Origin of the sequence: Marinisporobacter balticus (assembly GCF_004345705.1) — a bacterium.
In the GTDB taxonomy this organism is placed as follows: Bacteria; Bacillota; Clostridia; order Peptostreptococcales; family Thermotaleaceae; genus Marinisporobacter; species Marinisporobacter balticus.
In genome coordinates, this window is the sequence record NZ_SLWV01000004.1 from 50,603 (window position 1) to 65,025 (window position 14,423).

16 protein-coding genes are annotated in these 14,423 nt (G+C 31.7%); 4 read left to right on the top strand and 12 right to left on the bottom strand.

The annotated features are described in order from the left end of the window. Positions 1 to 55 precede the first annotated feature (55 nt). Together EV214_RS04520 and EV214_RS04525 are read left to right on the top strand one after the other, a co-directional pair. Entirely contained in the window at positions 56 to 1,180 is a 1,125-nt protein-coding gene (locus EV214_RS04520; RefSeq protein ID WP_132243157.1) for a YibE/F family protein, read from the top strand. A gap of 231 nt (positions 1,181 to 1,411) precedes the next feature. Further along, on the top strand, positions 1,412 to 2,941 hold the full coding sequence (locus EV214_RS04525; RefSeq protein WP_132243159.1) for a hypothetical protein: 1,530 nt from the start codon (positions 1,412 to 1,414) through the stop codon (positions 2,939 to 2,941). A gap of 376 nt (positions 2,942 to 3,317) precedes the next feature. On the opposite strand, the gene EV214_RS04530 is transcribed toward EV214_RS04525, so the two are convergent. Continuing rightward, positions 3,318 to 5,342 (bottom strand): methyl-accepting chemotaxis protein, encoded by a 2,025-nt coding sequence (locus EV214_RS04530; RefSeq protein WP_132243161.1) that lies wholly within the window; start codon positions 5,340 to 5,342, stop codon positions 3,318 to 3,320. Between the two features lie 316 nt (positions 5,343 to 5,658). Here EV214_RS04530 and EV214_RS04535 point away from each other — a divergent pair, with 316 nt between their 5' ends. Further along, the gene (locus tag EV214_RS04535; RefSeq protein ID WP_132243163.1) at positions 5,659 to 6,399 is read left to right on the top strand and encodes an SIMPL domain-containing protein; all 741 of its coding nucleotides are present in this window, start codon (positions 5,659 to 5,661) and stop codon (positions 6,397 to 6,399) included. A 54-nt stretch (positions 6,400 to 6,453) separates the two neighbouring features. On the opposite strand, the gene EV214_RS04540 is transcribed toward EV214_RS04535, so the two are convergent. Further along, positions 6,454 to 6,624, bottom strand: a complete 171-nt coding sequence (locus EV214_RS04540; protein ID WP_132243448.1) for an aspartyl-phosphate phosphatase Spo0E family protein — start codon at positions 6,622 to 6,624, stop codon at positions 6,454 to 6,456. A 283-nt stretch (positions 6,625 to 6,907) separates the two neighbouring features. Between EV214_RS04540 and EV214_RS04545 the strand changes: the two genes are divergently transcribed. Then, positions 6,908 to 7,093, top strand: coding sequence for a cold-inducible protein YdjO-related protein (locus tag EV214_RS04545; RefSeq protein ID WP_165916235.1), 186 nt, complete (start codon positions 6,908 to 6,910; stop codon positions 7,091 to 7,093). Positions 7,094 to 7,141: 48 nt separating this feature from the next. Here the strand turns inward: EV214_RS04545 and EV214_RS04550 are convergent, their stop codons facing one another. The 10 genes from EV214_RS04550 to EV214_RS04595 all read right to left on the bottom strand — a co-directional run bounded on the left by EV214_RS04550 (position 7,142) and on the right by EV214_RS04595 (position 14,343). After that, entirely contained in the window at positions 7,142 to 7,813 is a 672-nt protein-coding gene (locus EV214_RS04550) for a type II secretion system F family protein (protein WP_207669622.1), read from the bottom strand. A 216-nt stretch (positions 7,814 to 8,029) separates the two neighbouring features. Beyond that, positions 8,030 to 8,992: a type II secretion system F family protein gene (locus EV214_RS04555; protein WP_132243169.1), complete on the bottom strand. Its 963-nt coding sequence runs from the start codon at positions 8,990 to 8,992 to the stop codon at positions 8,030 to 8,032. After that, the gene (locus tag EV214_RS04560; RefSeq protein ID WP_132243171.1) at positions 8,989 to 10,416 is read right to left on the bottom strand and encodes a CpaF family protein; all 1,428 of its coding nucleotides are present in this window, start codon (positions 10,414 to 10,416) and stop codon (positions 8,989 to 8,991) included. The genes EV214_RS04555 and EV214_RS04560 overlap by 4 nt, the downstream gene beginning before the upstream one ends. A 14-nt stretch (positions 10,417 to 10,430) precedes the next feature. Next, positions 10,431 to 11,186, bottom strand: coding sequence for an AAA family ATPase (locus EV214_RS04565; protein WP_132243173.1), 756 nt, complete (start codon positions 11,184 to 11,186; stop codon positions 10,431 to 10,433). A 15-nt stretch (positions 11,187 to 11,201) separates the two neighbouring features. Then, positions 11,202 to 11,867, bottom strand: a complete 666-nt coding sequence (gene cpaB / locus EV214_RS04570; RefSeq protein WP_132243175.1) for a Flp pilus assembly protein CpaB — start codon at positions 11,865 to 11,867, stop codon at positions 11,202 to 11,204. Positions 11,868 to 11,875: 8 nt separating this feature from the next. Then, the gene (locus EV214_RS04575) at positions 11,876 to 12,787 is read right to left on the bottom strand and encodes a TadE/TadG family type IV pilus assembly protein (protein ID WP_132243177.1); all 912 of its coding nucleotides are present in this window, start codon (positions 12,785 to 12,787) and stop codon (positions 11,876 to 11,878) included. Between the two features lie 14 nt (positions 12,788 to 12,801). Then, positions 12,802 to 13,185 carry a TadE/TadG family type IV pilus assembly protein gene (locus EV214_RS04580; protein WP_132243179.1) on the bottom strand — a complete coding sequence of 128 codons (384 nt, stop codon included), beginning with the start codon at positions 13,183 to 13,185 and terminating at the stop codon, positions 12,802 to 12,804. 3 nt (positions 13,186 to 13,188) lie between these two features. Then, positions 13,189 to 13,701, bottom strand: coding sequence for an A24 family peptidase (locus EV214_RS04585; protein WP_132243181.1), 513 nt, complete (start codon positions 13,699 to 13,701; stop codon positions 13,189 to 13,191). 86 nt (positions 13,702 to 13,787) lie between these two features. Further along, positions 13,788 to 13,967 (bottom strand): Flp family type IVb pilin, encoded by a 180-nt coding sequence (locus tag EV214_RS04590; protein ID WP_132243183.1) that lies wholly within the window; start codon positions 13,965 to 13,967, stop codon positions 13,788 to 13,790. Between the two features lie 34 nt (positions 13,968 to 14,001). Then, positions 14,002 to 14,343 carry a DUF192 domain-containing protein gene (locus tag EV214_RS04595; RefSeq protein ID WP_132243185.1) on the bottom strand — a complete coding sequence of 114 codons (342 nt, stop codon included), beginning with the start codon at positions 14,341 to 14,343 and terminating at the stop codon, positions 14,002 to 14,004. Positions 14,344 to 14,423 lie beyond the last annotated feature (80 nt).

A 14,423-nucleotide genomic window follows, 5' to 3' on the forward strand; every position in this document is an offset into this window, starting at 1 on the left:
GAAAATTTTAAAATGATATACTAGGGTTGAAAAATAATTACATTGGAGGAAAAGTATGAAGAAAACACTATTGTTGATCATCTTATTAATAGGTATAAGCTCTTTAAATGTTTATGGAGAGACAGAAGATTTTTTAAGTGATTATGAAGAAGAAATACCTAGTTATACAGAAACAGCATTGATTTTAGAAGCAAGCGAAGTGGAAGAGACTGAAGAATACGAAGGATATGTAGAAAAATTCCAAAATATAAAGCTAAAGGCTACGAGTGGAAAATATAAAGACAAAATTTTTGAAATAAAGCATCATTTATCAGATAACTATGCATATAATATAAAGGTTAAAAAAGGGGATAAGGTTGTTGTTGTGATTGAAGAACTTTTAGATGGAAATGTGGAAGTGGCTGTATCGGATTATATGCGACAAAACTATGTGATCTATTTATATATTGTGTTTGTACTATTGATTATTATCATTGGAAGGACAAAGGGGATAAAGGCTGTGATAAGCCTTAGCTTTACGATGTTTGCTATATTAAAAATTCTACTGCCTATGATTTTAAAAGGTTTTAATCCAATTCCTATTACGATTGCAATATCGGTATCTATTACAATCCTAACAATGTTTCTTATTGGAGGGATTAATGGGAAAAGTATTGCAGCGATTATTGGAACCAGTGGTGGTGTGATTATTGCAGGGCTAATTGCTTATTTCATTGGGAGTCAAGTAAAACTAACAGGTCTTAGTAGTGAAGAAGCAAATATGCTAATGTTTATTCCACAAGGCGTTACTTTTGATTTGAAAAGTATCTTATTTTCTGGCATTATTATGGGTGCTTTAGGAGCAGTAATGGATATTGGGATGTCTATTTCTTCGGCTATGGAAGAAATTGATAATGCAAATAAAGCATTGACAAGGAAAGAATTGTTTTCAGCAGGAATGAATGTAGGAAAAGATGTTATGGGAACCATGACTAATACTTTAATTCTTGCCTATACAGGAAGTTCAATTCCACTACTACTCATATTTATGGCTTATGAAACATCAATCATTAAGATATTGAATCTAGATATTATTGCAACGGAAGTGATTCGTTCTCTAGCAGGAAGCATTGGTTTAGTCTTAACCATTCCATTGACAGCTTTTGTTGCAAGTATATTAATGAAAAAACATGAAAAATAAGGGTGCTAAGCATCCTTATTTTTACTTTAATGAATAATAAAAAATTGGAACAGAATTGCAGAAAAATTTTTTAAAATATATAAAGTATATATAGGTAAGGAAGATGATTTAATATTATTGTCGAATATGGTAAAATATTAATATGAGTGAAACTTTTACAAAAATCATTTATAAGGGGTTTATATTTTAATCATGTAATGCAAAAGTATGTACATAAGGAAGGTCATGCCAATGAGCAATTCATATATTGGAAAATTTAATATTCTTCAAACATTGGAGACCAATGTACATCAAAATATTTTAATTGGATCGACCAAAGAGAATCCAAATGATCTTGTTATTATCAATATATTGCATAATATAAAAAATCTAGGAAGAAACCCTAAAGCGAAATTAAGAAAAGCATTGATCAACCTAATGTATTCAGAAAGATTAGATGGGAAATTTGTTGTGGTTACAAAAATGGAAAAAGGAGTATCCCTACAGGATTATCTTGAAAAAGAAAAACCAACGATAGATAGAAGATTGAGCATGGTATTCCAGTATTTTAAAAATATTAAAAGATATGATGACTTAGAGCATTCTATAAAAAATATTTTAATAAATGAATCTCAAATTGTTATAGAAAAAGGGAAATTAGCATTGAATGAATTGATTATTATTGGAGAAACTGCTACAAGGGTAGATCATCTTGATCCCATCATAAAAAAAATCAGTACAGTAGTAAAAAAAATAATTTTCTATCCTATGTTCGATGGAGATTCTGAAGAACATGTGCCCACATCAATACTGCAGTTTATTCATGAACTAGAGAACAATCCAAAAGCGTATAAAAATTTAAAACAGATTCATGATGATTTTAAAAATTTATATTTATATGATGAGAATAGAATGAATGAATCAATGAGTAGAGGAAAAAATAAGAATAAGCAAAGTTGGAGAAAGCAAGTATCTAAGATCATGATTGGTGCAGTGGTTTTTGGGGCTATTTCTTTTGCATGTGTGAATATGCTACAAAATAAAAATAATTTGTTCATTATTCAGAAACAAGCATCTAATAAGATGCCTACTGCATCTTTCAAAAAAATACAGATAAAGGATCAATGGCAATTCATTAACGAAAGCGAAGCATATGGAAAGGATAATACGATTAAAAAGGTTGTTTGGGAAGTTAAGAAAGAAAATGAAATTCGGCAGATTTCCTATGCAAAAGATTTAATTGTAGATTTTTATGAACCAGGGGAATATGATATTGTGTTGAAGGTAGCAGATCAAAAGGAACAGTGGAGTAAGGAATATGTAAAAAAAGTGAATATCACAGAAGGAAAACAGGAGATAGCTGATATAGATACGCATTCTTATGAAAGTCTTAAACATTTTACTATTTTATATGAAAATAAAGAAACCATGATAAAGGATTATGAGATATATAGAAGTGGAGAGTATGCCATAAAGTTTATAAATAATCTAAAAACTGCCAATAGTCTTTCTATAAAGGATCTAAATCTAGATAAACATACTTTCATATCTATGTGGGTGATGGCTGATGCTATAGAGGATATAGACATAAAAATAGAAGGATATAAAAATGAAAATATACGTTTTACAAAATCAATGACATATAAGCCGCGTAACGCAAATAACTGGGAGTTAATAAATATTGATGAAAATATTGAAGAAATTGATGGGATAAAAATCATGATGTATAATAGAAAATCTACAATTTGGCTAGACGATTTAGTATTTGATGTATATAAATAACCGCCTATGGACTGTATCCAAGAGGCGGTTATTTATATTTAAAGGGTTTATATATAAAATACACCAAAGAGCGCTACCAAATTGAGAAAAAACAAAAGAAAAACGCTAGGATTTTCATAACAATAAGGGGTGTCTTTTAATAGGATGATCAATAATAAAAAGAAAAACAAAAGATTGTCTGTAAAGCAGTTATCATTACGGATAGGTCCCATAGATTGAGCCCTCCTTCCATACAAAAAATGAATCTTGAGCAAAATAGATGATTTTGGTTATATGCTTATATATTCATAATATGCCAAAGTGTTTTATCGGGTACATGAAAAATAAGTTTTAATAAGAAATCCTCTCTTGTATCCATGCAAGAGAGGATTCTTATTTATATATGAAATTGATTTATAATTTTTTTTAATTTTTCTGATATGGTCTGTAAATCATCTGCCTTGCTAGAGATGTCGTCAATCATTGCAGTCTGTTCTTCTATAGAGGCTGCAACTTCTTGAGCGGAAGCAGTGGATTGTTGTGTAATAGCTGATATCTCTTCAATAGATGATGTTACATGATTTTTATCCTCATGAACTTCCTCAATATTTACGATTAATAGTTTTACTTTATCAACAGTATCTTCAATAGCTTTATGAATTTGTTTGAAACTTTCTTCTGTGTTTTTTAGTTCTTGATTACTTTTATCTACCATTGTACTTGAAGTACTTATTTGTATTTTTGTATTACTTACTTCTTTTTCCATGTCATTGATTGTGATGTCTATCTCTTTCGCGTTTGAAGTAACTTGTTCTGCTAATTTTAGGATTTCGTCTGCAACTACAGCAAAGCCTCTTCCTGCCTCTCCTGCCCGTGCGGCTTCGATGGCTGCATTTAATGCTAAAAGATTGGTCTGCTCTGCAATAGATGCAATGGTATTGCTGATTGCACCAATAGAATTTGATTTTGCATCGAGAATGGCTATTTGAGATGCAACTTTTTGTGTAATTACATTATTTTCTTTAAAGGTATTTTTAAGTTCTTTGATAGATGCATTACCCTCTTGATTTACAGTGATAACCCTTTGAATATTTTCATTGATTTGTTCAGAATGATTTACGACAATATTTATTTTTTCACCAAGACTATTTAATTTTTCAATGCCTACTTGCATGTTTTTGCTCTGCTCAGTAGCTCCTTGAGCCACTTCATCAGTAGCCGAGGCTACACCTTCAATAGACAGAACAGTTTGATGCATTCCTTGAGATAGAGCCGTAGCGTCATTAGAGATTTCATTGGATACCCCTTTTATATTATTTACAATTTCTCTTAAGACTTTTCGCATATGATCTAGTGATTTTGCCATGATTGCAGTTTCATCTTTGTTTTTTAGCAAGTCTTTTAAAGAATCATCATCTACTAAGTCAAAGTTTGCTGTTTTATCAATTAGAATTAATAATTTTTGAATTGGATTGGTAATAGAAACTTTTACGAATAAATATACAAATAGCGCAATAATAGCAAGTATAATGATTGATGCAAATGCAGAAAACTTAAGCAAATGACTGCCTGCTATTTGCAATTGCTCCATGGATAACCCTACTTGTATAGCACCTGAAATTTCATTTTTAGCATTTGTTAGAGGAATACTAACCGTATATATTTTGAATGGATAATCTGCACTATCGATAATGGATGAATAGTTTTTTCCAGATTTGATAGCTATTTGCAATTTTTCATCATCAAAGGATTTTCCAATTTCTTCAACATTACTATGAGCAATTGCTTCATAATTTTCATTTAAGATAGATGCATAGACAATACTATCAGAGGTTACAATTTTTTCTAAATAATCTTGTAAGCCCATAGATTGTTTCATATTTGCTACAGTATCTGCTAAAAGACCAATTTGCGTATAGACCTTTTGCAGTTTGAATCCTCCATATTTGTAAAAACGTCCATCTACTTCGCTTTTTCGGATAGAGGGTTCAGCAAATTTATCTGTATTTCCTTTAAAAACTTGTTGCATGGGATGGTTTTCTCCATATATATAGTCTATATTTGCAGATAGATTTGAAAAAATGATTTTTCCATTCTCATCAATAATATTAATTTCTGCCAAATTTGTTTTTTCTGCCAAATCTACAAGAATTTTATTACTAAAATCTGTTTGCGTGTCTATTATAGCAGCAATATCATATAAATAATTATTTAATATATTATCGACATCTTGATTCATACGATTGGTTACTTTTATTTGAGATAAAATGAGTCTAGCTGTTTCATCTCCAGCTTGTTCCATTTGTTGGGATAAAGTATTCGTAGATACTTTGATTGCAATAAAAGATGTAGTAAAAATTGCTAGACTTAGAGAAAATGTGACCAATATCATGATCCTGCGAAACATACCTTTTGTTTTCATGAGAAACCTCCTTGTATTGGGAAAATGTCGAAAAATGTAAAATAACAGAAAAAAATGTTTGCGGTATTACTTAATAAATTCTACATTAATTGCGATTTTCCTGCAAAAAATCTCATTAGTATATAGAAAAAGTGATTATTATTGTACCTATTTCTATATAAACTCTTTAAAGTACGAAAAAATATGGAAAATAAGATTTACTATAGAAACAATCAAAATCCAAAATTAGTATAATGTATTTGTAATAATTTTGTAAACATTTGGATATTGAAATATGATATCTTTATATTAGATAAAAAAGAAAGGGGAAAGCTAAATGGAAAAGAATATCAAAAATGTTACTTGGGTTTTGGTGGCGTTCATTTTAGTAGTAGGAATGGTTGGATCTTCTATGGTTGTTACAAATGGCATTGTAAAAGCAAAAGGTGCACAGAATACTTTAGAAGTCAAAGGTTCAGCAAAAAAGGAGATAAAATCAGATTTTGTGGTATGGAATGGATCGTTTAGTATACAATCTACTGACTTATCGGATGCGTATACAAGATTAAAAGAAAGCTCAAACAAAGTAAAAGCTTATTTAGTCAATAAAGGGATGAAAGAGGAAGACCTTATATTATCTTCTATTAATACAATGACATACAATCGCGTTTTACCGAATGGGAATTATACAAATGAAATTGAAAGCTATAAGCTTTATCAAAATGTTGAAATAAGGTCTAATGATGTAGATAAAATTACAAGTATTTCACGTAGTGTTACGGATCTTATAAATGAAGGGGTAGAATTTCAATCAAATCCACCACAATATTTTTACACAAAGCTTTCAGATTTAAAAATAGATATGATTGTATTGGCTACAAAAGATGCGAAAGTAAGAGCAGAAAAAATGCTTGAGACAACAGGAAATTCAGTAGGCAGATTGTATTCGGCTAGAGTAGGTGTATTTCAAATAACACCACTATATTCTAATGAAATATCTGACTATGGTATTAATGATACAAGTTCGCTAGAGAAAGAAATTACAGCAGTGGTGTCTTGTGAGTTTGAAGTAAAATAGTTAAAGCATATGCATATGTAGTTGAATGAAAAAGAGCGAAAAAAAAGATAGCTTTTATGCTATCTTTTTATTAATAATAACATTATATTCATTTAATATTTTATCTAGTTCTTGACTGACCATTACGACTTCTTTTTCAATGAGACTTGTATTTTGTCCGATTAATTGATACAAATATCCTCTTAAATTTTCTATTTTCGTGCTAATCTCTTTTGATTCTACCATATTCTCATCTCTTTCCTTTAAAATATATGGCACTAAATATAGTGCATAATCAAACAAATTCTCTTTTTATCTACTATATATATGATACTACAAAAATAGAAATTTGTAAATATTTTCTAAAAAATATTTTATTATGGATATTTAAACTGTTGATTGCTGGATAAAAATATATTTGTGAAATGCTATAGGGAAACGTGTTGAAAAAATTTCCTGTATAGCATTTCTTGCTTTATGGACATAATAAATTCATATTTTTAGCATACATATGGAGGGGAGTAATATTATGTTTTTTAACAAAAAAAAAGAACTGGAAGAAAAGATTTATGAAGTAAAGAATGTAGAAATATGGAAATGCACACAATGCGTTGGATGGATGCAAAAAGAATTTAGCTTTTCAGAAACGCCAATATGTCCTTTTTGTGCAAGTAATATGCAGTCAGCATCAAGAGAAATGAATGTAATTGTATAATAAGCTACCGAATGGATTCAGTAGCTATTTATACACTATTTTAGGTTATTATTTTAATGTATTGATAAATTGAATGACTGCGGGACCAAGGAGCACGATAAATAAACTAGGAAAAATGAAGAATACGAGGGGAAAGAGCATTTTAATAGGTGCTTTCATTGCCTGTTCTTCTGCTCTTTGTTTTCTTTTATTGCGTATTTCAGTAGATTGAATGCGAAGGATATGTACCATGCTGATGCCTAATTTTTCAGCTTGTAGAATACTGCTGATAAAAGTATTCATTTCATCTAAAACTAGTCTTTCAGTAATTTCTTTTAATGCTTCGCGTCGCGGTTTGCCTAAGCGAATTTCTTCTAGGGCGCGATGAAATTCACTAGCGACGATACCATTATTTCTAGAGATTAATTTGTGAAGGGCTAAATCAAATCCTAATCCTGCTTCTAGGCTAACAGTAAGAAGATCGACAATGTCAGGTAATTCTTTTAATGCATGTGTGATACGTTGATTTGCTCTTTTCGACAAATAAAAAACAGGGAAAAAATTTCCAACCATTAGTCCAAATAGAATCAATAAAACCATCCATTGAAAGGAAAGATCCAATAGGGTACCATAAATTCCAAATAATATAGGAAATAAAAACATAGATATAATTTGAATTAATCGAAAATCAACAGGAGTCATGTCAAAAGGACTGCCTGCTTGAAGAATTTTTATTTCCAATTTATTATGCTTTTCTCCTGAAAATTTCTTTCGTATACTTCGTTTGTAATTTTTAAAACTTGGATACAAAATTCTTTGGATAAAGGAAATTTTTTTCTCGTTTTGTATATGTTTATCTAAAGAAATTGGTTTCGGTTTGTTATTTTTACAGATAATAGAAAAAAATAGAAGCATGAGTAGGGTAATCGTAAAGAAAAAAGTAATATAGATCATCCTTTACACCTCGATTGTTGTGATTTTTTGTATAAGGATAAAACCAATAATTGCTGAGAATATACCAATACTGACCATAAACAATCCAATCTTATGGGTAAATAGAATAGTTATGTAATCAGGATTAATAAAATAAATTACAAAACTAAGTATGATTGGAAGAAAGCCTATAATCATACCCGATAATTTTCCTTGTGCAGTGAGGGTCATAACTTGCCTTTGAATGGTGTTGCGATCACGAATGGTCTGTACAATAATGTCTAATACAGTAGCTAGATTTCCACCTACTTGACGCTGAATCAATATTGCTTGAATCATTAATTCTAAATCACTACTAGGCATTCTTTCTTGTAGGTGATGTAGCGTTTCTTCTAAATTTGCACCATATTGCATTTCTTTTAATACAACGCTGATTTCATCTTTTATAGGAGAATCAGATTCTTCTGCAACAGATTTTAAAGATTGAGGGAAACTAAAACCTGCTCTTAAAGAACCTACAATGAGGGTAATCATATCAGGAAGCCCTTCGTTAAATTTTAAAATACGTCTCTTTATTTTATTTTTTATCAATAGCTTTGGAAAAATATACCCCAAAAGACTACCGATAGAAAAAAATAAAATATTTTTTGAAAAAATATACAATAAACTTCCCATAAAAATTGTACTCATCCATCGAAATATAATGAATTCTTCAGGCTTTAGGGCAATTCCAGCTTTATTTAAGATATTTTCTAATTTTTCAGTAGATTTTATGGAAGGCAGTTGTTTTCTGATTTTTTTATTTGCCATTTGTATTTGTACCAATAGATTAAAGCGCTTCTTTTCTAAAACATTTTCATTATTCTCCAACAAATAAGATTGAACTCTCTTTTCAAATCTTCTGTGAGAAAAAAACAATCGGTTTAGCATAAGTGTAAAAAAAAGAAAAGCGGATAGGAGAAAGAGAAGCAGTATTAACCATTTCATATACCCCAATCCTCCTCTCCCATAAATACTGCAGTGGGGATGTGAATGCCACTGTCAATTAATTGTTCATAAAATTTAGGACGAATACCTGTGGGGGATAAATTGCCTACAATCTTCCCATTTGCATTGAGACCCTTTTGCTTGAATACAAAGATATCTTGAAGGACAATAACATCTCCCTCAAGGCCTTGAACCTCTGTAATATGTGTGATTTTTCTTGAGCCGTCTTTTAAACGTGATTGTTGAACGATTAAGTGTATGGCACTACCAATCTGTTCTCTTATAGCTTTTATAGGTAGTTCCATTCCAGCCATTAAAACCATGGTTTCTAAACGGGCGATCATATCTCTTGGGCTGTTAGAATGTCCCGTAGCCAATGAGCCGTCGTGACCTGTGTTCATAGCCTGTAACATATCGAGTGCTTCTCCTCCCCGAACTTCTCCAACAACAATTCTTTCAGGGCGCATACGAAGGGAATTTCGAACAAGATCGCGAATGGTAATCGCTCCTTTCCCTTCAATATTAGGAGGACGAGATTCTAGTGATATGACATGATCTTGTAATAATTGGAGTTCTGCTGCATCTTCTATCGTAATAATTCTTTCATTATTTGGGATAAAGGAAGAAAGCACATTTAAGGTTGTTGTTTTTCCTGATCCTGTTCCTCCACTAATAAAGATATTTAATCTTGCTTTTACACAAGCTTCTAAAAATACAGCCATTTCTCGTGTCAAGGTACTAAAATGAATTAAATTTTCTATTGTAAAAGGATCTTTTGAAAATTTTCGAATGGTGATGGTAGGACCATTTAAAGCCAAAGGAGGAATAATAGCATTTACACGAGAACCATCAGGAAGTCTAGCATCTACCATAGGACTGCTTTCATCTATTCTACGACCAAGAGGAGCAACAATTTTTTCGATAATATGCATCACATGTTCGTTATCTTCAAATTTTATATCGGTTTGTTCTAATTTACCATTTCTTTCTGCATATACGCGATAAGGACCATTGACCATAACTTCACTTACGTCAGGGTCTAATAATAAGGGGTTGATAGGACCATATCCTGTAAGATTGTTGATTAATGCATTTACTATTTTTTTTCTATCTACATTTAAAAAGGATTCATCTTCTTTTATAATTTCAACAACGGTCTCATCAATTCTATGAATGATATTTTCTATAGAATCTTTTTTGATTGCTTTTAGAATTTGGCTATGCAGTTTCTTTTTAAATGTTTCGTTCTGATGATTAATAGCAGAGAGATTATTTTGTGTAAGACTTGAATGATTTGTAGTTTGTGAACTTGACAAAGGATTATTGGGAATGATTTTTTTTTCGCTATTTTCTACGGAAGATCTTATGGTAGAAGGGGTAGCAGTATCTTGATTTTTATTTTGTATTCTTTGTAGAAGACTCATTTTTCATCCCTCCCTTATGAATCTTTCGAAAGCAGATCAGCAATGTGAAAAATGGATTTGGTGATATCCGTTCTTCGAGAATAGGTGATAAAAGGCACCCCTATATTGATAGATTTTGATACAACCTCAAAATGATTTGGAATATACAATAAAGAAGTTTCTTCTAAAATTTGAGGAATATTTTTTGGCTGTAGTAGGCTTTTCATCGTAGAACGATTGACAACAATCTTTACTTTTGCACGTAGACCTAAAGTATCTAGTACAGCTAGTATAGATTTGGTGTTTTTTAGGGATGTCATTTCTAAATCGGTCATAACGAGAATATGGTCTGCTCTTTCCATAAAATATAAGTTATGGTCAGGAAGTCCTGCATTTGTATCTACAACTAGATAATCGGAACCCTTCAGTAAGAGAGTACATATTTGATCAAGGGCATGAATGGTAATTAAATCAGCATATTCAGGTTTATGTGGTGAAGATAAAAGCGATACACCGCTTTCATGATGGCTAAGATAAGAAGTAAGAAGATTTTCATCTAGGGTATCTATTTGTTCTACTGCATCTTTTATGGTAAACATAGGTTGTAAATCCATAACCAAGTGAATGTTTCCAAACTGAAAGCAGGCATCCAAAAGGGTTGTTTTATATTTTTTATTGGATAAAGCAACGGCAAGGTTGACTGAGAGTACAGTCCTGCCAATGCCTCCCTTTGCACTGCAAATGACAATCATTTTACTAGCGTGACCTTGATTATTTGGATTTTTTATCATGGATTTACACCTCCTTTAAGGAATGATTTTACTATGCAGCATGAAATGTATGTTTCCTCTTTCTTGCGCATTTACTAATAAAACTGCATCATTTTGTGCTAATTCTAAGGTGACAGAAGTATATTCCACATAAGGGTCTTCAGACAGTGAAGGAATCATTCTTCTACCGACAGCTAAAACACGTACTTGTTGTAATATAAGATCTGTTTTTATAAATTTTTGCCCATTGGCTTCTATTTCTTCACTAAATACAACATCTACTAAATCGTTAGGTTCAATGAAATTTGTAACGGACTGAACAATATTCACGCCAACAGATACAGCGCGATACCCTTTTTTTATTTTTCTAGAGATAAATGTTTTTTCGAGTGCTTCTTTTTGAAGACGATGTTTTAAAATAGGTTCTCCTGCTATAATATCAGAAGTTGCAAAGGAGCCTTCTATTTCTGAAAAACTTTTTACTGACTGAGGGTGTACATTTTTTTTAAGAATTTGTGAAGTTGTGACCATTGTTTTTGAGATTTTTTGATCTTTTCGAATGTTTTTTTGAGCAACTAGAATATTTGTCATATTGCTATTAGATATTTTATCTTGATTTAGTTTTTCCATATAGTTATAGAATAAAAAAGTTGTAATGAGTCCCATTATAATCGCTAGTAATAATATGAATTTTGATTTCATTTTTTCACCTACTTTGTTAGTCTAATGGTATACGCGCCACCATTTATACTATTTTCATCTCCAAAGCCTGTTCCTACTCTTTTAATAAACATCCCTGTAATGGATGTATCGTTGATATGCATAGGTTCTAGAATATAAAAATAGGCAAATCCAGTAATCTTAACTTCTTTTAATTGGTTGGAAGTATAATTATAGGGTTGATAGATTGGAACTAACAAGATTCTAGAACAATCGCTATGATCAATATCTCCTGGATACGAACATGCATTTATTCGTTCATCAATGACGGTTCTTGTTTTTCCTGCAATATTACCTGTTTGTGTTTCGATAATATCGCCTATTTGAATTTCTCCACTATAACCACTTCTTAGATTATCTTCGTAAGTTTTAGCTCCTGGACCTTCTAAAGCTAAAATACCAAAATTACCAGCGCTTACTTCTGTTTGATCTACCTTTAATTTGTAGGATTGATAAAAGACTAAAGGAATCCCTTCATCAATGCCTAAAGGGGCAACACCTCTTCCACTACCCATTGGAACTACTAAAGATGTTGCGGTAGCCTCTACAGGTACTTTACTAAAACCAAACAGTGGAAGAAAGGATAAAGGAACTTCTTTCCTTAAATTTACTGTGATCTTATTACCCATTTCAATGGTTAGGGCATTGAGACTTGTATTTTCATTATGTGCATTTAGAATTTTAGTTACAATATCATTGACGGTCTGTTCTTCACTAAAAAGCGCTTGTCCGCCAGATAAGACAGCTGCGTTTGCTGTTTTTTGTAAATGGGTTTTTGATACAAATAAGGTGCCTCCATCCATAACGAGTCCAATCATTCCAAGTAATCCAACCAATAGAAAAGAGAAAAGGATAAGCGTACTTCCACTTTGATTATCCATGAAATTTTTTATTTTATGCATCATTTAACCACTCCTTATTCTATACGAATGGTAGAATCTGTAATAACTCCGTAGGGAGATGGAAATATGAGTGAAATAAAGGGGGTAACATATGTAACAGGGTATTCTAAAGTAACGGTCACATAATCTCCTGATTTTCTCATGGATTGACTGGGCGAGATTTCTACTTGGAGTAAATCAGCATCGCCAACATGTAAATTGTTTCGTGTAAACTCAGAAATGTTTTCATCTGTTTCCCCGAAACTGCCTAATCTTACGGCTTCTTGGGTAAGTAGATTGAGATGCATATACGTATAGATGACCCTGCCAAAATCAAAGGTGGCACAGATTAAAAGGAGTAGCATAGGTAAAATTAATGCAAATTCCACAAGAGATTGCCCACGCTCGTTTTTAAGCATTTGTTAAAGCCCCCTTTCAAATACCAAACTTACAAAAGCACCTATTGCGATTGCGATGCCATAAGGATAGGTATTAGAAAGATCATGATTGTCTATAAACGAAGGAACTTTTATACCGTGCTTTAAGCTGTACAGATAAAAAAATAATCCTTGGAGGGTGATATGGAGTCTTTTTTGAAGAAAAAGGAGAATAAATGCAATGATACCTCCTGCAATTGCCATATATAAACTTGTATAAAATACAAAAGAAGGACCTTTTAATGCACCAATCAAAGCCAATAATTTTACATCTCCTGCGCCTATTCCTCCTAAGAAATAAGGAATGAAAAGCAAACCAAAACCAACCCCAAAACCAATGAGAGAGGTATATAAGTTTTGCCATCCCCCTAAGTTTAGATGGGATAAAAAAGCGAGTAAAAGACTAGGAAATATGACTTTGTTATAAATTCTTCTTTCCTTTATATCTGTAAGAACACAAATGATTAAAACAATGATTAAGATCAGATTGAACCACATAGCACTCCCCTCCTGGGATTATATTTAAAAAGGCCCTACACATTAAATGTAGGGCCTCTTTTTAGAATCCTATACCCTTGACTTTATTATGAACCAGCAGGAGGATCAATTGAATCTAATGTATCTGTAAACATTGCGGTTATTCTAGGACCAAATAAAGCGATAATTGCAATAACTGCTACGGCGATTGCGCCTAATATAAGACCATATTCTGTCATACCTTGACCTTGTTCTTCAACGATTAAACCTTTTAATTTTTTTAACATGTGTATCACTCCTTTTAATTTTTTGTAGATTCTTTTATTCAAATTGAATTTGATGTCCAACCTTTGTTTGGGTTGTACGAATTTTTCCAGCTGGAAGTTCTACAACGGCTACTGTATGAGGATGGACATTTCCTATTTGGCCAGTCGCTAGATTTTCTTCCATTGCTACAATTTGATTATCAGAATCTAGATGTAACACATCAATATTGTAATTCATGAAAAAGGTGTGAATACCATGGCAGGGTTGTATGTAAAGCCCACAATCTGAAGGTAAATTTTTTGTAAACATAAGACCTTTTAGCCTTTTATAAAAAGTGTTGGCTATATGGACTTTTTTTGCTAAAGTTTTACCAGTATCCAGATTGATTAACTTCAATGAAAGTTCACCCCCTATAATATAAATTAACCCTGCCTTTACCGAAAGGAAAGACAGGGATATAGGGCTACAAATAAAAA